20 protein-coding genes are annotated in these 19,348 nt (G+C 66.2%); 8 read left to right on the top strand and 12 right to left on the bottom strand.

The annotated features are described in order from the left end of the window. Positions 1 to 49: 49 nt before the first annotated feature. Together RND78_RS10630 and RND78_RS10625 are read right to left on the bottom strand one after the other, a co-directional pair. Entirely contained in the window at positions 50 to 736 is a 687-nt protein-coding gene (locus tag RND78_RS10630; RefSeq protein WP_312728534.1) for a FadR/GntR family transcriptional regulator, read from the bottom strand. A gap of 28 nt (positions 737 to 764) precedes the next feature. Beyond that, positions 765 to 1,517 carry a FadR/GntR family transcriptional regulator gene (locus RND78_RS10625; RefSeq protein ID WP_312728532.1) on the bottom strand — a complete coding sequence of 251 codons (753 nt, stop codon included), beginning with the start codon at positions 1,515 to 1,517 and terminating at the stop codon, positions 765 to 767. A 266-nt stretch (positions 1,518 to 1,783) separates the two neighbouring features. Between RND78_RS10625 and RND78_RS10620 the strand changes: the two genes are divergently transcribed. Continuing rightward, on the top strand, positions 1,784 to 3,094 hold the full coding sequence (locus RND78_RS10620) for an MFS transporter (RefSeq protein ID WP_312728530.1): 1,311 nt from the start codon (positions 1,784 to 1,786) through the stop codon (positions 3,092 to 3,094). On the opposite strand, the gene RND78_RS10615 is transcribed toward RND78_RS10620, so the two are convergent. Genes RND78_RS10615 through pabB form a run of 3 tightly spaced genes read right to left on the bottom strand, consistent with a single transcriptional unit; the run spans position 3,067 to position 6,414 of the window. Continuing rightward, the gene (locus RND78_RS10615; RefSeq protein WP_312728528.1) at positions 3,067 to 4,347 is read right to left on the bottom strand and encodes an MFS transporter; all 1,281 of its coding nucleotides are present in this window, start codon (positions 4,345 to 4,347) and stop codon (positions 3,067 to 3,069) included. The two genes, RND78_RS10620 and RND78_RS10615, sit on opposite strands and share 28 nt — an antisense overlap. A gap of 54 nt (positions 4,348 to 4,401) precedes the next feature. Continuing rightward, on the bottom strand, positions 4,402 to 5,022 hold the full coding sequence (locus tag RND78_RS10610) for a phosphoadenosine phosphosulfate reductase family protein (RefSeq protein ID WP_132831947.1): 621 nt from the start codon (positions 5,020 to 5,022) through the stop codon (positions 4,402 to 4,404). A 48-nt stretch (positions 5,023 to 5,070) separates the two neighbouring features. Then, on the bottom strand, positions 5,071 to 6,414 hold the full coding sequence (pabB, locus tag RND78_RS10605) for an aminodeoxychorismate synthase component I (RefSeq protein WP_312728524.1): 1,344 nt from the start codon (positions 6,412 to 6,414) through the stop codon (positions 5,071 to 5,073). Positions 6,415 to 6,567: 153 nt separating this feature from the next. Here pabB and RND78_RS10600 point away from each other — a divergent pair, with 153 nt between their 5' ends. The 4 genes from RND78_RS10600 to prpD all read left to right on the top strand — a co-directional run bounded on the left by RND78_RS10600 (position 6,568) and on the right by prpD (position 10,910). Then, positions 6,568 to 7,269 (top strand): GntR family transcriptional regulator, encoded by a 702-nt coding sequence (locus RND78_RS10600; RefSeq protein WP_312728522.1) that lies wholly within the window; start codon positions 6,568 to 6,570, stop codon positions 7,267 to 7,269. A 4-nt stretch (positions 7,270 to 7,273) separates the two neighbouring features. After that, entirely contained in the window at positions 7,274 to 8,161 is an 888-nt protein-coding gene (gene prpB, locus RND78_RS10595; RefSeq protein ID WP_312728519.1) for a methylisocitrate lyase, read from the top strand. Between the two features lie 55 nt (positions 8,162 to 8,216). Then, positions 8,217 to 9,344: a 2-methylcitrate synthase gene (gene prpC / locus RND78_RS10590; RefSeq protein WP_312728517.1), complete on the top strand. Its 1,128-nt coding sequence runs from the start codon at positions 8,217 to 8,219 to the stop codon at positions 9,342 to 9,344. An 81-nt stretch (positions 9,345 to 9,425) separates the two neighbouring features. After that, positions 9,426 to 10,910 (top strand): 2-methylcitrate dehydratase, encoded by a 1,485-nt coding sequence (prpD, locus tag RND78_RS10585; RefSeq protein ID WP_312728514.1) that lies wholly within the window; start codon positions 9,426 to 9,428, stop codon positions 10,908 to 10,910. 113 nt (positions 10,911 to 11,023) lie between these two features. Here the strand turns inward: prpD and RND78_RS10580 are convergent, their stop codons facing one another. The 4 genes from RND78_RS10580 to RND78_RS10565 form a co-directional block, all read right to left on the bottom strand. Continuing rightward, the gene (locus RND78_RS10580; RefSeq protein ID WP_312728511.1) at positions 11,024 to 11,353 is read right to left on the bottom strand and encodes a hypothetical protein; all 330 of its coding nucleotides are present in this window, start codon (positions 11,351 to 11,353) and stop codon (positions 11,024 to 11,026) included. Between the two features lie 26 nt (positions 11,354 to 11,379). Then, complete coding sequence (locus RND78_RS10575) at positions 11,380 to 12,975, bottom strand: isocitrate lyase (protein WP_312728508.1); 1,596 nt, start codon at positions 12,973 to 12,975, stop codon at positions 11,380 to 11,382. Between the two features lie 841 nt (positions 12,976 to 13,816). Next, complete coding sequence (locus RND78_RS10570) at positions 13,817 to 14,245, bottom strand: GFA family protein (protein WP_312728507.1); 429 nt, start codon at positions 14,243 to 14,245, stop codon at positions 13,817 to 13,819. A gap of 101 nt (positions 14,246 to 14,346) precedes the next feature. Further along, positions 14,347 to 14,628 (bottom strand): peptidylprolyl isomerase, encoded by a 282-nt coding sequence (locus tag RND78_RS10565; protein WP_007160531.1) that lies wholly within the window; start codon positions 14,626 to 14,628, stop codon positions 14,347 to 14,349. 151 nt (positions 14,629 to 14,779) lie between these two features. On the opposite strand from RND78_RS10565, the gene RND78_RS10560 reads away from it, so the two are divergent. Then, positions 14,780 to 15,628: a CAP domain-containing protein gene (locus tag RND78_RS10560; RefSeq protein WP_312728506.1), complete on the top strand. Its 849-nt coding sequence runs from the start codon at positions 14,780 to 14,782 to the stop codon at positions 15,626 to 15,628. Between the two features lie 21 nt (positions 15,629 to 15,649). Here RND78_RS10560 and RND78_RS10555 read toward each other — a convergent pair whose 3' ends face one another. Together RND78_RS10555 and RND78_RS10550 are read right to left on the bottom strand one after the other, a co-directional pair. Next, a complete protein-coding gene (locus RND78_RS10555; protein WP_312728851.1) occupies positions 15,650 to 16,030 on the bottom strand; it encodes a VOC family protein in 381 nt (126 codons plus the stop codon). A gap of 64 nt (positions 16,031 to 16,094) precedes the next feature. After that, positions 16,095 to 16,430: a DUF305 domain-containing protein gene (locus RND78_RS10550; protein WP_312728504.1), complete on the bottom strand. Its 336-nt coding sequence runs from the start codon at positions 16,428 to 16,430 to the stop codon at positions 16,095 to 16,097. Between the two features lie 565 nt (positions 16,431 to 16,995). Here RND78_RS10550 and RND78_RS10545 point away from each other — a divergent pair. Both RND78_RS10545 and RND78_RS10540 read left to right on the top strand, forming a co-directional pair. After that, positions 16,996 to 18,186 carry a sugar transporter gene (locus RND78_RS10545; protein ID WP_312728502.1) on the top strand — a complete coding sequence of 397 codons (1,191 nt, stop codon included), beginning with the start codon at positions 16,996 to 16,998 and terminating at the stop codon, positions 18,184 to 18,186. 161 nt (positions 18,187 to 18,347) lie between these two features. Then, entirely contained in the window at positions 18,348 to 18,815 is a 468-nt protein-coding gene (locus RND78_RS10540) for a DUF4442 domain-containing protein (RefSeq protein WP_312728501.1), read from the top strand. Positions 18,816 to 18,975: 160 nt separating this feature from the next. Here the strand turns inward: RND78_RS10540 and RND78_RS10535 are convergent, their stop codons facing one another. Further along, positions 18,976 to 19,278 carry a hypothetical protein gene (locus RND78_RS10535; RefSeq protein ID WP_312728500.1) on the bottom strand — a complete coding sequence of 101 codons (303 nt, stop codon included), beginning with the start codon at positions 19,276 to 19,278 and terminating at the stop codon, positions 18,976 to 18,978. Between the last annotated feature and the right edge of the window lie 70 nt (positions 19,279 to 19,348).

Here is a 19,348-nt window from a genome sequence, read left to right as displayed (position 1 = left end):
TCCAGGCATAGGAACCTGGATGAACGGGGAGGTTGCGTCGCGCGGAAGGTCAGTCGGTGTAACGCGCCAGGGTCACGGCCGCGCTGTCGATCAGCATCATGCAGGCCCAGACGGCGCGGGCAGAATCGCGGGAGGCGATGCCGTTGGCCAGGTCCTTGTGCAGGGGGAGGGTGCGCCGCAATTCGGCAGGATCGGCGGACGACAGGGTGAAGGAGGCGGCCAGCAGGGCGCCGAGTGCGGGCACCATCTGCTCGATGAACTGGTTGTGGCTGGCGGCCAGGACGCATTCGTGGAAGCGTTGGTCGGCGGTGTTGTAGTCGCCGCCGTCGAGGGAGGCCTCCAGGTGCTGGTAGGCGACCTGGATCGCCTGGACCTGCTCGGGCGTGGCTCTTTCGCAGGCCCAGCGCACGGCGGCCGGTTCGATGGCGTGGCGCAGGTCCAGCAGGTCCTTGACGAAATGGGCGGGCAGGCCGCCCGTGGCCAGCCAGGCCACCACCTGGGTGTCGAACAGATTCCAGCGACTCAGCGGCAGCACGCGGGTGCCGACCTTGGGGCCGACTTCCAGCATGCCCTTGGCCGCCAGGGTCTTGATGGCTTCGCGCAGGATGGTACGGCTCACGCCGAGTTCCTGGCAAAGATCCGCCTCTACCTTGAGCGCGCTACCCGGAGGAAACTGCCCGGCCGCGAGACGCTGGCCGAGCTGTTCGACGGTAGAGGCATGGTAGCTGCTGGACATGAGGTCGTACCGCTAGAGGATTCTTTCCTCAATGATCATACGAAACATCGTCCTTGGACAAGGGCTCCGACCGCATGACCTCGGTGACCAGGTTGTCCACCCCAGCCAGCTGGGCGATGGCGGCATGGCGGGCGCAGAGCGGATCGCGGTGCTGGATGGCCGTGAGGATCGCCTTGTGCCGAGGAACCAGCAGACTCAGGGCGTCCTTGTCGAACATCGTCGCAGAATTCTCGAGGTAGTCGCGCACCGGCAGTAGCAGGACGCAATAGAGGTGGATCAGCAGCTCGTTGTGCGTCGCGTTGGCGATGGCCATGTGGAAGTCCATGTCCGGTTCGGCCATGCCGACCAGGTCTTCCGCGAGCTCCATCCGGGCGTAGGCCTCTTCGATGGTCGCGATGTCTTCCGGCCGGGCATTGGCAGCGGCCATGGCCGCGACTTCCGGCTCGACGATGTTGCGTACCTTGATCAGGGTTTCATAGAAGCTGTGCCGCGAATCGCTCTGCAACAGCCAATGCAGGACGTCCGGGTCGAGCAGGTGCCACTCGTGGCGAGGCTTCACGACGGTGCCGACCTTGGGTTTGGATCTCACCAATCCCTTGGCAACCAGCACTCGAGTGGCCTCCCGCAAGACGGGGCGGCTGACGTCGTAATCGGCGCACAGTTGAGCCTCGGGGGGCAGACGCTGCTCGGGCTGGAAGCGGCCCGAGACGATCTGGGTTCCCAGCTCATTGACGATGCGGGCGTGTCGGCTTTTACGCGGCAACGGGGTCTGGTAATTCATCGAAAGGCATCCGAATCATCGTGCCATCACTATAACACCATCAGCGCGATAACCGTTGGCGTGGAGGGCTGGACGGCTCTGGAATGGGGATTAGCGGATGTAAAGATGTATGATTTCCTAATTCGTAACTCTATTTTTGTCGTATCAAAGCTGCGAAATTTGGCAGTAATTGGCGATAGAAGGCCATTCCATACCTTAATGATATTACGTTAGTCTTTTCCTGGTATCGCTCTTGTCCGCATAAAAACAACAAGTCGGAGACCGCCATGCGCCCTGAGTCCGTCCTCATCCGTCGGATCACCTCGAAGCTGATCCCCTTCCTCGTACTGCTCTATCTCGTCGCCTACATCGACCGCTCTGCCGTCGGCTTCGCCAAGCTGCACATGGGCGCCGATGTCGGCATCGGCGATGCCGCCTACGGCCTCGGTGCCGGCCTGTTCTTCATCGGCTACTTCCTCTTCGAGGTACCCAGCAACCTGCTGCTGGAGCGGTTCGGCGCGCGCCGCTGGTTCGCCCGGATCCTGGTGACCTGGGGTGCCATCACCATGGGCATGGCCTTCGTCCAGGGACCCACCAGCTTCTATGTCATGCGCTTCCTGCTGGGCGTGGCCGAAGCCGGCTTCTTTCCCGGGGTGCTCTACTACCTCACCCAGTGGTTCCCGGTCCGGCATCGCGGCAAGATCATGGGCCTGTTCATCCTCTCCCAGCCCATCGCCATGCTGGTGACGGGGCCGCTGTCGGGCATGCTGCTGCAACTGGACGGGGCGCTCGGCCTGCACGGCTGGCAGTGGCTGTTCCTCTGCATCGGCGCGCCCGCGGTGCTCTTGGCCTGGCCGACCTTGACCCGGTTGCCGGACGGCCCGCAGCAGGTTGCCTGGCTGGACGCCGACGAGAAGCGCTGGCTGGCCACGGAGCTGGAGAAGGACCTGCACCTGTTCGACCAGACCCGCCACGGCAATCCGCTGCATGCGCTCAAGGATCGCCGCGTCCTGTTGCTGGCGCTCTACTACCTGCCGGTGACCCTGAGCATCTATGGGCTGGGCCTGTGGCTGCCGACGCTGATCCACCAGTTCGGCGGCAGCGATCTCACCACCGGCTTCATCTCGGCGATCCCCTATGCCTTCGGCATCCTCGGCCTGCTCATCGTGCCGCGCAGTTCGGATCGCCTGGGCGATCGCTATGGGCACCTGGCGGTGCTCTATGCCGTAGGCGCCCTGGCCATGGCCGGCAGTGCCTGGTTCGGCACTGCGGTGCTGCAGCTGGCGGCGCTGTCGGTGGTGGCCTTCTGTCTGTTTTCCCTCACCGCGCTGTTCTGGACCCTGCCCGGACGCTTCTTCGCCGGGGCCAGCGCTGCCGCCGGCATCGCCCTGATCAACTCGGTGGGCAATCTCGGCGGTTATCTCGGCCCCTATGGCATCGGTGCGCTCAAGGCGGCCACCGGTACCCTGGCGTCGGGCCTCTATCTATTGGCAGCGGTCCTGCTGTTTGGCCTGCTGCTCACTGGCATCGTCTACACACGGCTCGAACGCCAGAGCCGCCGTGACGAGGTTTACACGGCGGAACGTTCCGCCGGCTGACGACCCGGACAGGTCTCGGCGGCGAACCAGGCGGCGCCGAGACAGACCAGGTTGGCCACCAGCAGATAGGCGGCCGGTGCCATGCGATCCCCGGTGGCACCGAGCAGCCAGGTCACCACGATCTGGGCGGTACCGCCGAAAACCGCTACCCCCACGGCATAGACCAGCGAGAAACCGGTGGCCCGGACGCGCTGGGGAAAGCTTTCCACCAGCAGCACGATCAGCGCGGCGCCGCTCATGCCGTGCAAGCCGGACATCACCGCCAGGGTCAGCAGGAAGGTGCCCGTGCCAGGCGCCTTGGTGATGAGTTCCAGCGCCGGATAGAGCAGCACCAGCAGCAGCAATCGCGGCAGGATGAGCACGATGCGTCGACCGTAGCGATCGCTGAGCACACCGCCCAGGATCGAGCAGACCGCCATGGCCGCGCCCATCACCAGGGTGGCGAGCATGGCGATCCCGGCGGGCAGCTTCAGCTCCACCAAGGCGAAGGTGGTCATGTAGTTGAGGAAATACTGGGTGATGGTGCTGCCGGAGAGGATCAGCAGCCCCAGCAGCAGTGGGCGCCGCTGGGTGGCCAGCACCTCGCCCAGCACCGCTCCGGTACCCCGGGTTTCGCCGACGTGGGTATCCACCAGGCCACGCCGGATATAGAGGCCGATGGGCAGGATCGCCAGGCCCAGCAGGAAGGGCAGGCGCCAGCCCCAGGCCAGCAGTTGCTCGGGCGTCAGCCAGAGGGTCAGGCCGTAGCCGATCAGCCCGGCGGCCACCGCGGCGAGCCCCTGGGCCACCACCTGCCAGCAGGCATAGGTGCCGCGCTTGTGCAGGGGCGCGACTTCGAGGATGTAGGTGGTCGCCGGCCCCGCTTCGCCGCCCCAGGCCAGACCCTGCAGCAGCCGCGTCAGCACCAGCAGGATGGGCGCGGCGATGCCGATCTGCTCGTACCCCGGCAGCACGGCGATGCCGCCGGTGCCCAGGGCCATCAGCACCATGGTCAGCAGCATCGCCGGCTTGCGCCCGACACGGTCGGCCCAGGCGCCGATGAGGATGGCGCCCAGGGGCCGGACGACGAAACCGACGCCGAAGGTGATGACGCTGGCCATCAGGCTGGCGAAGGCGTTCTCCGAGGGAAAGAACACCTGGCCGATGAGCACGGCGAAGGTGGCGTAGACGCCGAAGTCGAAGAATTCGACGGCGTTGCCGAGCACCACGGCGAAGACACCCTTGCGGGCGTGGAGCGGGCGGGAAGTGGTCATGGGCAGGGTATCAGGCAGCGCGCGCGCCCGGAGCTGGGCGCGCGAGGGATCGACTCAGTGGGCGAGGTGCAGGCCGCACTCGCGATTCTCGTCACCCTTGGTGGGGTCGAAGTAGTCGAATTCGTTGGGCAGGTCGTGGGCGGTCAGGTACTGATAGAGGTCCTTGGAGGTCCAGTGCAGCAGCGGCGCCACCTTGATCAGGCCGTCCGGGTTGACGCTGACCGGGTCCATCTGGGCGCGCACGGCGGTGTCGGTGGCGCGCAGGGCGGTGAACCAGACCTCGGGTGCGGTCTCGCGCAGGGCGCGGGCGAAGGGCTCCAGCTTGACCTCTTCGGTGAAGGCGGCGTGGCGCGGATCGTCCAGCCCCGGCACCGGACCGTCGATGGCCTCGCGGTGGGCGCGCGAGCGCTTGGGCAGGTAGGTCACCAGGTTGAGCTTGAGCTTGCGTACGATCTCGTCGGCGCAGCGATAGGTCGCGGGAGTGTTGTAGCCACTGTCCATCCAGACCACCGGGATGTCCGGCTTGACCTGGCTGACCAGGTGCAGGATCACCGCCTCGAAGGGGCGGAAGTTGGTGGTGACGATGGCGCTTTTACCCAGCCCCAGGGCCCAGGCGACGAGTTTTTCGGGGTCGCGGCCGAGGTCGGCGTTGATGCGGGCGAGATCGAGGGACATGGCGGGCTCCAGCCGGCGAGAGGATGACCCCATGGTAGCAAAGCCGGATCAGCTGTGGGCTTCCAGCGTTTCCAGCAGCACCCGCACCTTGGCCAGGGACTCGGCGTATTCGTCGGCCCAGTGGGAATCCATGACGATGCCGCCGCCGCCCCAGCAACTGAGCATGCCGTCTTCGGCGAGCAGGCTGCGGATCAGGATGGAGCTGTCGCTCTCGCCGCGCACGTCCAGGTAGAGCAAGGAACCGCAGTAGGGGCCGCGGCGGGTCTCTTCCAGCTCGTCGATGAGCTGCATGGCGCGGATCTTCGGCGCGCCGGTGATGGAGCCGCCGGGAAAGCTGCCGGCCAGGAGGTCCAGGGCATCCAGTCCCGCGGCCAGTTCGCCGGTGACGGCGCTGACCAGGTGATGGACGTTGGGGTAGCTTTCCAGGGCGAAGAGTTCGGGCACCCGCACCGAGCCGATCCGGCAGCTGCGCCCCAGGTCGTTGCGCAGCAGGTCGACGATCATCAGGTTCTCGGCGCGATCCTTGGAACTGGCCAGCAGCGCTTTGGCTTCGGCGACATCGGCGGCGGGATCGGTGCGGCGCGGGCGGGTGCCCTTGATCGGCCGGGTCTCCACCTGGCCGCGGCTCACCCGCAGGAAGCGCTCCGGCGAATGGCTGAGCAGGGCGCCGCGCTCCAGCGCCAGGTAGCCGGAGAAGGGCGTCGGGCAGGCCGCGCGCAGGGCCCGGTAGGCACTCCAGGGCGACCCCTGGAAGGGCGCGCGAAAGCGCTGGGCAAAGTTGACCTGATAGCAGTCGCCCGCGGCGATATAGGCCTGGATGGCCTCGATGCGCTGGCGGTAGGTGTGCTCGTCGATGTCTGCGGCGAAGGGCGCGGTCAGGCTAAAGGCGTCGGCCTTGGGCAGTGGCTCCGCTTCGAACAGCGCGATCAGCCGTTGGCGTTCCGCCTCGTCCAGCGCGGGGTGGCAGACCAACTGGCTGGTGCGTGCCTGGTGATCGCTGACCAGCGCCCAGGCATAGAGGCCCAGGCGGGCATCGGGCAGTTGCAGGTCGGCCCGCGCGCCTTCCGGCAGGCGTTCCAGGCGCCGGCCGAAGTCGTAGCCCAGATAGCCCAGCAGGCCACCGGCGAAGGGTAGCTCTGTCCGCTCCGGCAATTCCGCGCGGCCCAGGCTGGCTAGGGCCGCGCGGGCGCGGGCGAAGAAGGCGCGGCCGTCCTCGCCCACGTCCGGCTGCAGCACCTGCAGCGGCCAGGCTGCCATCAGGTCGTAGCGACCGCGCTCGGCCAGCGGGCGCCCCGAGTCCAGCAGCACCGCGCCCGTCTCGCCGTGCAGCAGGGCGAAACGCGCCGTGGGATCGGCGTGGTAGGGCAGCGGATGAAGGTGGCAGAAGGGCATGGCGAGGTTGGCTGGGTGGGCGGCGCGCTAGTGTAGCGAACCGCCGAGGGCGACGGCGAGATACTGGCTGTCACAGGTGGATTGTCGACAAGTGTTGACTAATAAGGCGTTCAGGGGTAGTTATTCAGCCCATAAACACAAAAGGTGTCGACAATGATCGATAGCCCCCTCCAGACCGCAGCGCCCGAGACCGACAGCGGGACCCTCTCCGAGCAGGTGTTCCGCCGGATCCGCGAGGCCATCGTCCGTGGCGACGTGGCGCCGGGCAGCAAGATTTCCGAGCCGGAGCTGGCCCGGACCTACGGCATCAGCCGGGGTCCGCTGCGCGAAGCCATCCACCGGCTGGAGGGTCAGCGCCTGGTGGTGCGGGTGCCCCATGCCGGCGCCCGGGTCGCCGCCCTGAGCCTGGCCGAGCTGGTCGAACTCTACGAAATCCGCGAATCCCTCGAAGGCATGGCCTGCCGCCTGGCCGCCGAGCGCCTCACGCCCCAGGGCATCGACGAGTTGCGCCAGCTGCTGGACACCCACGAGCGCGATCCGGCGTTCCAGGCCGGCACCGGCTACTACCTGCAGGAAGGCGATCACGACTTCCACTACCGCATCATCCAGGCCAGCGGCAACGGCATGCTGGTACGGCTGCTCTGCGGCGAGCTCTATCACCTGGTGCGCATGTACCGGCTCAAGGTCTCCGCCACCCCCAACCGGCCGCGCCAGGCCTTCGCCGAGCACCACCGCATCCTCGATGCCCTGGCCGAGGGCGACGGCGAGCTGGCCGAACTGCTGATGCGCCGCCACATCGCCGCTTCCAAGCGCAATCTGCAGCACCATCCCCTAGTCCAAGCCCTGCCGAGGTAAAGCCATGCCTGTCGTCAGTCCCGGCCAGAAATTCCGCGCCGCCGTCGCCGTCGAACGCCCGTTGCAGGTGGTCGGCACCCTCAATGCCAATCACGCGCTGCTGGCCAAGCGCGCCGGCTTCCAGGCCATCTACCTGTCCGGCGGTGGCGTCGCGGCCGGTTCCCTGGGGCTGCCGGACCTGGGTATCAGTGGCCTGGAAGACGTGCTGATCGATGTCCGCCGCATCACCGATGTCTGCGACCTGCCGCTGCTGGTGGATGTCGACACCGGCTTCGGCGCCTCGGCCTTCAACGTGGCCCGCACCACCCGCTCGCTGATCAAGGCCGGCGCCGCTGCCATGCACATCGAGGATCAGGTGGGCGCCAAGCGCTGCGGCCATCGGCCGGGCAAGGAGATCGTCAGCCAGCAGGAGATGGTCGACCGTATCAAGGCGGCGGTGGATGCCCGTACCGATCCCGACTTCGTCATCATGGCGCGTACCGATGCCCTGGCCGTGGAGGGCCTGCAGGCCGCCATCGACCGCGCCTGCGCCTGCGTCGAGGCCGGTGCCGACATGATCTTTCCCGAGGCCATGACCGAGTTGCCCATGTACCGCCAGTTCGCCCAGGCGGTGGGGGTGCCGATCCTGGCCAACATCACCGAATTCGGTGCCACCCCGCTGTTCACCACCGAAGAACTGGCCGGCGCCGACGTCGGCCTGGTGCTCTACCCGCTGTCGGCCTTCCGCGCGGCCAATCGCGCGGCCGAAAACGTCTACACGGCGATCCGCCGCGATGGCACCCAGCAGGCGGTGGTCGACACCATGCAGACCCGCGCCGAGCTCTACGACCGCATCGATTACCACCGCTACGAGGACCAGCTGGATCGCCTGTTCCAACAACAGAAACACTGACGCTCCACCCTGAACGCCCACTTTTTCGCCTAACAAATCCAAGAGGAGCGAGACGATGGCAGACAGCAAATCCCTCGGCGGCGCCGGCCTGCGTGGCCAGGTCGCCGGCCGTACCGCGCTTTGCACCGTCGGCAAGACCGGCGCCGGCCTCACCTATCGGGGCTACGACATCCGCGACTTGGCCGCCGGGGCCGACTTCGAGGAAGTGGCCCACCTGTTGCTCTATGGCGAGCTGCCTACGCAGGCGCAACTGGACGCCTATCGCCAGCGGCTGGCGGCCCTGCGCGACCTGCCGCAGCCGCTCAAGGAAGGCCTGGAGCGCATTCCTGCCAGTGCCCACCCCATGGATGTGATGCGTACCGGCGCCTCGCTGCTCGGCACCCTGGAGCCGGAACGCAGCTTCGCCGATCAGCAGCTGGTGGCCGACCGCCTGCTCGGCGCCTTTCCGGCGATCCTGCTCTACTGGCATCACTTCAGCCAGCGCGGCACCCGCATCGACTGCAGCAGTGACGCCCCGGACATCGCCAGTCACTTCCTGACCCTGTTGCACGGCCAGGCGCCCAGCGAATTGCACGCGCGGGTAATGAATGTCTCGCTGATCCTCTATGCCGAGCACGAATTCAACGCCTCCACCTTTACCGCCCGGGTCTGCGCCTCGACGCTGTCCGACCTCTATTCCTGCGTCACCGGCGCCATCGGCTCCCTGCGCGGCCCGCTGCATGGCGGCGCCAACGAGGCGGCCATGGCGCTGATCGAGCGCTTCGCCTCACCCGAGGATGCGGTCACCGGCCTCAAGCAGCTGCTCGAGCGCAAGGAAAAGGTGATGGGCTTCGGCCACGCCATCTACCGCGACAGCGATCCGCGCAACGAGGTGATCAAGGACTACGCCCGGCAACTGGCGGCGGAGGTGGGCGACCGCGTGCTGTTCCCGGTGTCGGAAGCCATCGACCGCACCATGAAGGAAGAGAAGGGGCTATTCCCCAACGCCGACTTCTACCATGCCTCGGCCTATCACTTCCTCGGTATCCCGACGCCGCTGTTCACCCCGATCTTCGTCTGCTCGCGCACGGCCGGCTGGTGCGCCCACGTCTTCGAGCAGCGCGCCGACAACCGCATCATCCGCCCCAGCGCGGACTACATCGGTGTCGAGCAGCGACCCTTCACACCGATTGCTAATCGTTGATCGCGGCCATGGGCCGCTCCTACTGGAGCACCCGTGGCAGTCCGTAGGAGCGGCCCATGGCCGCGATATAAAGGAAACCCCATGAGCGCCAACGTCGATCTAAACAACCGGCCCGACTACGACCCCGTCATCCAGGACCTGGCCGATTACGTGCTGACCTACCAGGTCACCTCCCGCGAGGCCCTGGACACCGCCCGCAACTGCCTGATGGACACCCTCGGCTGCGGCCTGCTGTCCCTGCGCTTCCCCGAGTGCACCAAGCTGCTCGGCCCCCAGGTGGAGGGCACCGTGGTGCCCCAGGGTGCGCGGGTGCCGGGCACCAGCTATCGCCTGGACCCGGTCAAGGCGGCCTGGGACATCGGCTGCATCATTCGCTGGCTGGACTACAACGACACCTGGCTGGCCGCCGAGTGGGGCCATCCTTCCGACAACCTCGGTGCCATCCTGGCGGTGGCCGACCATCTCTCCCAGCGTCGCGTGGCCCAGGGTGAAGCGCCTCTGACCATGCGCCAGGTGCTGGAAGCCATGGTCATGGCCCACGAGATCCAGGGCGTCTTCGCCCTGGAGAACTCCTTCAACCGCGTCGGTCTCGACCACGTCTTCCTGGTCAAGCTGGCCTCCACCGCGGTCAGCGCCAAGCTGATGGGCGCCAACCGCGAGCAACTGCTGGCGGCGCTGTCCCACGCCTTCGTCGATGGCCAGGCGTTGCGCACCTATCGCCATGCGCCCAATGCCGGCAGCCGCAAGTCCTGGGCCGCCGGTGACGCCTCCAGTCGCGGCGTGCGCCTGGCCGATATCGCCCTGCGCGGCGAGATGGGCATCCCCGGCGTGCTCAGCGCACCCCAGTGGGGCTTCTACGACGTGCTCTTCAGCCACACCAACAAGGACCTCGCCACCAAGCCCGCCGACCAGCGCCAGTTCCGCTTTCCGCAGGGCTTCGGCAGCTACGTGATGGAACACGTGCTGTTCAAGATCAGCTTCCCGGCGGAATTCCATGCCCAGACCGCTGCCGAGGCCGCGGTGATCCTGCATCCCCAGGTGCGTGACCGGGTGGATGAGATCGAGAAGATCGTGGTGACCACCCACGAATCGGCCATCCGTATCATCTCCAAGCAGGGTCCCCTGGCCAACGCGGCCGACCGCGATCACTGCCTGCAATACATGATCGCCGTGCCGCTGCTGTTCGGCGACCTGGTCGCCGAGCATTACGAGGATGCCTTCCACCAGGCCCATCCGCGCATCGACCAGCTGCGCGAGAAGATGGAGATCGTCGAGGACGAGCGCTACAGCCGCGAGTACCTGGAAGCCGACAAGAGGTCCATCGCCAACGCCCTGCAGGTGTTCTTCACCGACGGCAGCAGCACCGAGAAGATCGCCGTGGAATATCCCATCGGCCATCGCCGGCGCCGCGAGGAGGGTATTCCGCTGCTGGAGCGCAAATTCCAGAGCAACCTGGCGACGCGCTTCCCGGCCGGTCGCTGCGCCCAGATCTTCGAGCTGTGCAAGGACCAGGCGGGACTGGAAGCCACCCCGGTGCATCGCTTCGTCGATCTGTTCGTCCTATAAAGAGAAGAGGTGACTCGCATGGCCCTGCAGGGCCATGCAGGATCAGGCGAGTCACCTCATAGGTGGGGCAGGCGCGTCGGGTGGTCAACTACCCGGCGCGCCCTTTTTCATGGCTAGCAGTAGCGATCCACATAGGCCGGCTGTTGCTGCCGACCGGCCAGGCGCCAGTGTTCCTGCAGGGCGGCGTGGACGCTCCTGATGAAGTTATCGTCCGCCGCCGCTGACTTGCCGACGTAGCCGCCGCCCTTGTTGTAGGTCTTGAAGCGGATGCGCAGGCTGGGGTGGCGCTCCTCGAACTGCTCGGGCGTCTCGCCGCCAGGCAGGCGGTCGATATGCACCGCGCCGCTCTCGCAGACCCAGAGGATATGGGTGTGGTTCTTGTCCTTGAGCCGGGCGAAGAGTTGCTTGAGATCGTCCAGGCTGGGGTTGTCGTTCAGGTTCATGAGCGTGTCCTCCACAGTGGCCGTGATCAATGGAACTGGTTCATGGTGTTGTCCTTGCCCGCCGCCTTGAGCGCGGCTTCCCCGGCAAAGTATTCCTTGTGGTCGTCGCCCAGGTCCGAGCCGGCCATGTTCTGGTGCTTGACGCAGGCGATGCCCTGGCGGATCTCCTGGCGCTGCACGCCCTTGACGTAGGCCAGCATGCCTTCCTCGGCGAAGTAGCCCTTGGCTAGGTTGTCGGTGGACAGGGCTGCGGTGTGGTAGGTGGGCAGGGTGATCAGGTGATGGAAGATGCCCGCCTCTCGTGCTGCATCGCGCTGGAAGCTCTGGATGCGTGCGTCGGCCAGGCGACCCAGTTCGGTGTCGTCGTAGTCCACGCTCATCAGCTTGGCGCGGTCGTAGGCGGAGACGTCCTTGCCCTCGGCCTGCAGGGCGTCGAACACCTGCTGGCGGAAACTCAGGGTCCAGTTGAAGGAGGGGCTGTTGTTGTAGACCAGCTTGGCGTTGGGCACGACTTCGCGGATGCGGTCGACCATGGCCTTGATCTGGCCGACGTGGGGCTTCTCGGTCTCGATCCACAGCAGGTCGGCGCCGTTCTGCAGCGAGGTGATGCAGTCCAGTACCACCCGGTCCACGCCGCTGCCGGCGCGGAACTGGAACAGGCCGCTGGGCAGGCGTTTGGGCCGCAGCAGCTTGCCGCCGCGGCTGATCAGGACATCGCCGTTGCCCAGTTGGCTGGCGTCCACCTCGTCGCAATCGAGGAAGCCGTTGTACTGGTCGCCCAGGTCGCCCGGCTGCTTGCTCACGGCGATCTGCTTGGTCAGGCCGGCGCCCAGGGAGTCGGTACGGGCGACGATGACGCCCTCGTCCACGCCCAGCTCGAGGAAGGCGTAGCGCACGGCATTGATCTTGGCCAGGAAGTCCTCGTGGGGCACCGTGACCTTGCCGTCCTGGTGGCCGCACTGCTTCTCGTCGGAGACCTGGTTTTCCAGCTGGATGCAGCAGGCTCCGGCTTCGATCATCTTCTTGGCCAGCAGGTAGGTGGCCTCGGCGTTGCCGAAACCGGCGTCGATGTCGGCGATGATCGGTACCACGTGGGTCTCGTAATTATCGATCCTGGCCTGGAGGGCGGCGGCCTTGGCGTTCTCGTCGGCGGCACGGGCGGCGTCCAGCTCGCGGAACAGCATGGCCAGTTCGCGGGCGTCGGCCTGGCGCAGGAAGGTGTAGAGCTCTTCGATCAGCGCCGGCACGCTGGTCTTCTCGTGCATGGACTGATCGGGCAGCGGGCCGAATTCCGAACGCAGTGCGGCGATCATCCAGCCGGACAGGTAGAGGTAGCGGCCCTGGGTGCTGCCCAGGTGCTTCTTGATGGCGATCAGCTTCTGCTGGCCGATGAAGCCGTGCCAGCAGCCCAGCGACTGGGTGTAGGCGCTGCTATCGGCGTCGTAGGCGGCCATGTCCCGGCGCATGATGGCCGCGCAGTGGCGGGCGATGTCGAGACCGGTCTTGAAGCGATTCTGCAAGCGCATCCGGGCGGCGTATTCCGGATTGATGGCGCTCCAGTGATTGCCGGGGGTGGTCTTGAGGGCGGCGATGGCCTGAACGTCGTTCTGGTAAGCGGACATGAGTCGATCCTTCTCGATGAGGTTGGCTTGGGTACCAGTCTTTTCCCAACGCCTGGCAACGAGGTGGCGGTTGCCACCGGGGTGCCAGTCGCGAAGGCGAGCGGTGGGCCCAGCTGTCGAGTCATGTCGCCGTGCGTGCCTGCATGGATCCGGACGTCACCTCTGGCGACGCTGCCTCGAGCAGCGCGGCGTTCCAGTCGTCTTCTCTTGTAGTGAATTTTTGAAATCACTACGCAAGACGGCCCGAGGGTCACCCGGAGCCCAGGCGAGACCCGTATGGATAGGGGGTTCACGTCTGGTGCAGCTAAAGATTTGCAGGAGATCGAGGGGGCGTCAATGGTGTTTTGTAGTGCTTTCGTATAGTCACTACAAAAGTCGTAGGCCGCACGGAGAGTGGGTTTTGGGCGTCTATTGCTGACTCTTCGGTCGCGGCGCCGGGCAAAAGACGGCCGCAAGCCACGGCGTTGGCCGTGACCCTGCGGTCAGAGGAGGGGTGTTTCCCGCGCCGCCGGTGCTGCGCCCAGGTCGCTATCGCCAGCCGCGCGAGTCAGGCGACTGGCCGGTCGGTGCCGACGAACGGTGGTGACAGCGGATGCTGCCGGCGAGGGGATTCACGTGGAAAAGGATGTTCGGTACCCCACCGAGGACGAGTGTGGTGTTGCAGAAGTTAACTACACAATTTTGGCGGCGCTTTTTCGGCCGCAGCGGCGGACCGTCTGGGCGGCGTTGCCACTCCTCGCCATAGCCCTGCTATGACTTGTCGCGGCGCCTGGTCCAGTCGGAACGCCGAACCGCCAAACAATCACTCGCCAATTCTTGCGCGAACTTCTGAAACACCACACTAGGCGTCGTCGGACTGACCATGCGCGGCGAACAGTTCCGCGCCGGTCAGTTGACGGGTCTGGTTGGCGAAGCAGTACCAGGCCGGCTTCTCTTCGATGAAGACCTCGCTGGCCAGGCTCCAGTCCCCGCCGTCGAGCAGGCCCACCGGAATGGCGTAATGCGGCTCGGCCTTGAGCCGGTAGAACAGATGGGTCCCGCAGTGGATGCAGAAGCCGCGCTCCGCCCAGTCCGACGAGGCGTGGATACCCAGGGCATCGCCGCCGCCGATCACCGGCGGCTGGGCACATTCCACCGCAAGCAGCGGACCACCGCCCCAACGGCGACAGGTCTGGCAATGGCAGGCCGATACCTCAAGGCTATCGAGGCGGCAAGCGAGATGAACGGAGCCGCACAGGCACTGGCCGTGACGTTCGAGGGGAAGGGACATGGCGCTATCCTCGCGAGGGCAGGGGGGAGGCTGCAGGATAGCCGGGAATGCGGAGCAGGACAGTGACGACGCTCCCGCACGGGGCGGGAGCGCCCGCGGGATCAATCCTCGCGGCTGGTGACTTCCACCAGGTGGTAACCGAATTGGGTCTTCACCGGACCCTGGACCTGGTGCAGCGGGGCGCTGAACACCACGGTGTCGAATTCCTTGACCATCTGGCCCGGGCGGAAGGTACCCAGGTCACCGCCCTGGCGGCTGGAGGGGCAGCTGGAGTTGTCCTTGGCCACCTGGGCGAAGTCGGCGCCCCCTTCGATGGCGGCTTTGAGTTCGTTGCACTTGGCTTCGCTGGAAACCAGGATGTGGCGGGCAGAGGCTTTGGCCATGGGATGACTCCTGTTGAATTGACCGGCGAGCCTACCCCAATCCCCCGGGCAAGCAAACTGCCGTCCGTTCCTCGGTTGGCGAGATGTCTGGCTTGCGCCTCGGGATCAGGCCGGGTACATAGCGCTTCCCTGTTCCCGGATCGGCTCGTGCATGTCTCGTCTCCTCGCGGTTTCCCTGCTGCTCACCACTGGCCTGCTGGCCGATGCCGCCCTGGCGGCCACGCCCGAAGAGGCGCGCCTGCTCGAGCTGATCAATGCCTATCGCGCCGCGCCCCAGGGCTGTCCCGGTACGCGCGCCGCCGCACCGCTGGCCGCTGATAACCGCCTGGCAGCCGTTCGCCTGACGGGTAGGGATCGCCTGCAGGGCGACCTGCGCGCCGCGGGCTACCAGGCTGCCGCCGTACAGGTGATCCTGCTGGCAGGTGCGCCCACCGCCCAGGCGGCCATGGCCGGCTTGCGCCAGCAGTATTGCCGCCCGTTGGCCGGCGCCGACTACGCCCAGATCGGCGTGACCCAGCAGGGGCCACGTTGGCAACTGGTGCTGGCGCGGCCGGTGGTGAGCGCCGGCCTGGGCGACTGGCAGACGGCGGGCAAGGCCGTGCTGGCCGAGGTCAATCGCGCCCGCGCCCAGGGACGCACCTGCGGTACCCGCCGCTTTGCTGCCACCGCGCCGCTGCGCTGGAATCTAGCCCTGGCAAACGCTGCCCTGGCCCACAGCCAGGACATGGCCAGCCGCAATTACTTCGCCCATAGCGCCCCAGGTGGCGGCAGCGTGGCCGAGCGGGTGGCCAAGCAGGGTTACGGCTGGACGGGTATCGGCGAGAACATCGCCGCGGGTGCGGGCTCGGTCAGCCAGGCCATGCAAGGCTGGTTGGCCAGCCCCGGTCACTGTGCCAACCTGATGAATCCGGAGTTCACCGAGATGGGCGCGGCCTATGCCCTGAATCCGCGCAGCACCCATAGCCTCTACTGGACCCAGGTGTTCGGCCGGCCGCGCTAGCCCCAAACAGGCCATAGGGAATCAGGATCGGTACTCGGCTATCTCGATCAGGTTCAGATCCGGATCCCGCACATAGACCGAGCGGATCGGCCCCGTGGCACCGGTACGGTCCACCGGCCCCTCTACGATCGGCCAGCCTTCACGCTGGAGATGGGCGATCACCGCCTCCAGGGGCTGGGATGCGATGAAACAAAGGTCGAGGGCGCCCGGCACCGGCAGGTGCGCCTTGGGTTCGAATTCCCGGCCTCGCTCGTGCAGATTGATCTTCTGGTTGCCGTACCTCAGTGCCTTGCGTCCGGCGCCGAACTCTTCCAGGCGCATGCCCAGCACCCGGGTGTAGAAGTCCTCGCAGGCGGCGAGGTCCACGGTGGTCAGGACGAGATGATCCAGATGGTCGATCAGCATGATGACGAGTTCTGCGACAGGACTGGCCTTGCACTGTGCCAGTCCCGCTCACCCTCGGCCACTACTTGCCGTGGGCCTTGATCCAGCGCTTGAGCTGATCGATCTCTTTCTGCTGGGCCTGGATGATGTTCTCGGCCAGCTTGCGCATCTCCGGGTCCTTGCCATGCTCGAGCTCGTAGCGGGCCATGTCGATGGCGCCTTCGTGGTGGGCCAGCATGCCCTTGGCGAAGCCCAGATCCGGATCCTTGGCCTTGAGGCCTTCCGCCATGCCCTGGTGCATGGCGTCCATGCTCTTTTGCATGTCCTGATGGGCTTGGTGAGTGTCTTCGGCAGCGTTGGCGACACCGCTCGCCAGCAGGGTAAGGGCGAGCAGGGTGGTGGAGAGGGCGATACGCATGGGGGGAGGCTCCTGGACTAAGCTGACGATATCGAGGCTAGGCTCTATACGAAAAGTGCCTGCGCTCGGTGATGCTTCGCTGAAAAAGGCTTCGGAATGCTCATTTACCGCTCGTAAACTCCGCTTCCTCAGCCTTTTTCGCCTCGCCTGACCGTCGCTCGGCGACTTTTCGTACAGAACCTAGAGCTTGCCCCTGGGGCAAGGTCAACCGCTATGCTCTCTCCTGTGCGAGCCTGTGACGGCTAAAAGGTTTCGCGATGTTTTGTCGCAGCTCAAAGAGTTTGGCATGGCCTTTGGCTGACCGAAAAAGCGTGGCTAGTCAGCAGCTTGACTGACGATTGCGAAATCCTGACCGCCTGTGGGGCACCGCGCGGCGGTTGTGGTGGTCCGAATCGGCAGCGTAGAATTTTTACTACATCCAATACCAATCCAGACCTACGGCAGCCTTCTCGCTCGCGACCTTCTCGTCGCAGGCGGGCCAAGTCTTTGCTCGTGGGTTTTCGTCGTCGACTGCGCGCCGCGGAGTCGCTGCCCATCCATCCCGCTCTGGAGTAGAAGACCTTCCATGGATGCTACCGCCGAAGCCCGGAAACCCAGCTGGTCGGGCGTCATCGCCCTGGCCCTGGCCGCCTTCATCTTCAACACCACGGAATTCGTCCCGGTGGCGCTGCTCAGCGACATCGGCCGCAGCTTCGACATGCGTCCGGCGCAGGTCGGGCTGATGCTGACCATCTATGCCTGGGTGGTCGCCCTGATGTCCTTGCCGATGATGCTCGCTACCCGCGCCATCGAGCGCCGGCGCCTGCTGGTGTTCGTCTTCGTGGTGTTCATCGCCTGCCATGGGCTGTCGGGGGTGGCCTGGAGCTTCGAGGTGCTGGTGGCCAGTCGCGTCGGCATCGCCTTCGCCCATGCGGTGTTCTGGTCGATCACCGCCTCGCTGGCCGTGCGCATCGCCCCGCCCGGCAAGCAGACCCAGGCCCTCGGCCTGCTGGCCACCGGCACCTGCCTGGCCATGGTGCTGGGCATCCCGCTGGGCCGGGTGCTCGGCGAATTGCTCGGCTGGCGCTACACCTTCCTCGCCATCGCCGCGGTAGCCGTGGGCACGGTGCTCTGGCTGGCGCGCAATCTGCCGCTGTTGCCCAGCGAGAACTCCGGCTCCCTGGCCAGCCTGCCGGTGCTGTTCAAGCGGCCGGCCCTGTTGTGCATCTACCTGCTCACGGTGCTGGTGGTGACCGCCCACTTCACCGGCTACAGCTACATCGAGCCTTTCGCCGTGGAAGTGGCGGGCATGAGCGGCATGATGATCACCGCGCTGCTGCTGCTGTTCGGCGGCTCTGGCGTCATCGGCTCGCTGCTGTTCAGCCGCTACAGCCTGAGATTCCCCAACGGCTTCCTGGTCGTGGCCATCGGCGGTATCGCCCTCTCCCTGCTCCTGCTGCTGCCGTTCGCCTGGAAGGGCTACCTGCTCGAAGGCCTGAGCGTGGTCTGGGGCATCGCCATCATGAGCTTCGGCCTGGCGCTGCAGGCCAAGGTGCTGGCGCTGGCGAAGGACGCCACTGACGTGGCCATGGCGCTGTTCTCCGGCATCTACAACGTCGGCATCGGCGGTGGCGCCCTGCTGGGCAGCGTGGTGGGCACCCATGTCGGCATGCCTTACATCGGCCTCGTCGGCGGCAGCCTGGCAGTGGCCGGCCTGCTGTTCGCGATCTTCATGACCCGTCGCTACGCCGAGCAGCTCAACGCCAATCCGCTCTGATCCAGTCGGCGTCTCGGCATCGTCGAGACGCCGACGGTCGCGCGACCCAGGGGTCGCGAACTGTCTGCCCAGCCGCCTCCCCGAGCCATGGAGTGGCCCGGAATGACGCGCTAAGCTGCGGTACACCTGGCGCCTCAGCCAGGCTGCCGGAAGCGCTCGCCATGAATCGACTGCTGTTCAATCTCTTCGTCTGGACCAAGGTGCCCATCGCCAAGCTCGCCGGCCTGCGCCTGCGTCAGCTGGACGCCTCCGGCTGCCAGATGCAGGTCACCCATGGCTGGCTGAACCAGAATCCCTTCAAGAGCATGTTCTGGGCGGTGGAAGGCATGGCGGCTGAATTCTCCACCGGCATCCTCGCCGACTGGCACATCCGTCGCTCCGGCCAGCGCTACGCCATGCTGGTGGTGGCCCTGAGCGCGAGCTTCACCAAGAAGGCGGTAGGCACCATCGTCTTTCGTTGCGACCAGGGCGAGGCCATCGCCGCCGCCCTGGTGCTGGCCCGGGAGACCGGCGAGCCCCAGCAGGTCGAGCTGCGCAGTGTCGGCACCGACGAAAGCGGCGAGCAGGTGGCGGAATTCTTCTTCACCTGGAGCTTCAAGGCGCGGGTGCCGCTGGCGAAGTCCCTGTAGGAGCGGCAGGGGTTGACGCCTTGGTGGACCAGCCTGCCGCCTCACCGTAGCGTGGAAAACCGCGCAGCGTTTTACACTGGCCGGCTGCCTCGACCGGTGGATAAGGCTTCGCCGTTATCCAGGCCACGCGGCTGATCGCGACCATGGGCCGCTCCTACGGTTACCGCGGTGCCTGGGGCGGCTTGACCGCGATGCCTGCGCTCACCGTAGCGTGGAAAACCGCGCAGCGTTTTCCACTGGCCGGCTGCTTCGACCGGTGGAAGGCTTCGCCGTTATCCAGGCCACGCGGCTGATCGCGGCCATGGGCCGCTCCTACGGTTAGCGCGGTGCCTGCGGCGGCTTGACCGCGATGCCTGCAATCACCGTAGCGTGGAAAACCGAGCAGCGTTTTCCACTGGCCGGCTGCCCCGACCGGTGGATAAGGCTTCGCCGTTATCCAGGCTACGCGGCTGATCGCGGCCATGGGCCGCTCCTACGGTTACCGCGGTGCCTGTGGCGGTTTGACCGCGATGCCTGCGCTCACCGTAGCGTGG

This window comes from Pseudomonas oryzihabitans (assembly GCF_032027545.1).
Taxonomy (GTDB): Bacteria; Pseudomonadota; Gammaproteobacteria; order Pseudomonadales; family Pseudomonadaceae; genus Chryseomonas; species Chryseomonas oryzihabitans_F.
The sequence above is the reverse complement of the archived record's forward strand: the minus strand, read 5'-3'. Positions and strand labels throughout refer to the sequence as shown.

What these genes read in the sequence shown, in the direction of transcription:
- RND78_RS10630 (WP_312728534.1), bottom strand. Translation starts at nt 736, where the DNA reads ATGTCCAGCAGCTACCATGCCTCTACCGTCGAACAGCTCGGCCAGCGT.
- RND78_RS10625 (WP_312728532.1), bottom strand. Translation starts at nt 1,517, where the DNA reads ATGAATTACCAGACCCCGTTGCCGCGTAAAAGCCGACACGCCCGCATC.
- RND78_RS10620 (WP_312728530.1), top strand. Translation starts at nt 1,784, where the DNA reads ATGCGCCCTGAGTCCGTCCTCATCCGTCGGATCACCTCGAAGCTGATC.
- RND78_RS10615 (WP_312728528.1), bottom strand. Translation starts at nt 4,347, where the DNA reads ATGACCACTTCCCGCCCGCTCCACGCCCGCAAGGGTGTCTTCGCCGTG.
- RND78_RS10610 (WP_132831947.1), bottom strand. Translation starts at nt 5,022, where the DNA reads ATGTCCCTCGATCTCGCCCGCATCAACGCCGACCTCGGCCGCGACCCC.
- pabB (WP_312728524.1), bottom strand. Translation starts at nt 6,414, where the DNA reads ATGCCCTTCTGCCACCTTCATCCGCTGCCCTACCACGCCGATCCCACG.
- RND78_RS10600 (WP_312728522.1), top strand. Translation starts at nt 6,568, where the DNA reads ATGATCGATAGCCCCCTCCAGACCGCAGCGCCCGAGACCGACAGCGGG.
- prpB (WP_312728519.1), top strand. Translation starts at nt 7,274, where the DNA reads ATGCCTGTCGTCAGTCCCGGCCAGAAATTCCGCGCCGCCGTCGCCGTC.
- prpC (WP_312728517.1), top strand. Translation starts at nt 8,217, where the DNA reads ATGGCAGACAGCAAATCCCTCGGCGGCGCCGGCCTGCGTGGCCAGGTC.
- prpD (WP_312728514.1), top strand. Translation starts at nt 9,426, where the DNA reads ATGAGCGCCAACGTCGATCTAAACAACCGGCCCGACTACGACCCCGTC.
- RND78_RS10580 (WP_312728511.1), bottom strand. Translation starts at nt 11,353, where the DNA reads ATGAACCTGAACGACAACCCCAGCCTGGACGATCTCAAGCAACTCTTC.
- RND78_RS10575 (WP_312728508.1), bottom strand. Translation starts at nt 12,975, where the DNA reads ATGTCCGCTTACCAGAACGACGTTCAGGCCATCGCCGCCCTCAAGACC.
- RND78_RS10570 (WP_312728507.1), bottom strand. Translation starts at nt 14,245, where the DNA reads ATGTCCCTTCCCCTCGAACGTCACGGCCAGTGCCTGTGCGGCTCCGTT.
- RND78_RS10565 (WP_007160531.1), bottom strand. Translation starts at nt 14,628, where the DNA reads ATGGCCAAAGCCTCTGCCCGCCACATCCTGGTTTCCAGCGAAGCCAAG.
- RND78_RS10560 (WP_312728506.1), top strand. Translation starts at nt 14,780, where the DNA reads ATGTCTCGTCTCCTCGCGGTTTCCCTGCTGCTCACCACTGGCCTGCTG.
- RND78_RS10550 (WP_312728504.1), bottom strand. Translation starts at nt 16,430, where the DNA reads ATGCGTATCGCCCTCTCCACCACCCTGCTCGCCCTTACCCTGCTGGCG.
- RND78_RS10545 (WP_312728502.1), top strand. Translation starts at nt 16,996, where the DNA reads ATGGATGCTACCGCCGAAGCCCGGAAACCCAGCTGGTCGGGCGTCATC.
- RND78_RS10540 (WP_312728501.1), top strand. Translation starts at nt 18,348, where the DNA reads ATGAATCGACTGCTGTTCAATCTCTTCGTCTGGACCAAGGTGCCCATC.
- RND78_RS10535 (WP_312728500.1), bottom strand. Translation starts at nt 19,278, where the DNA reads ATGGCCGCGATCAGCCGCGTAGCCTGGATAACGGCGAAGCCTTATCCA.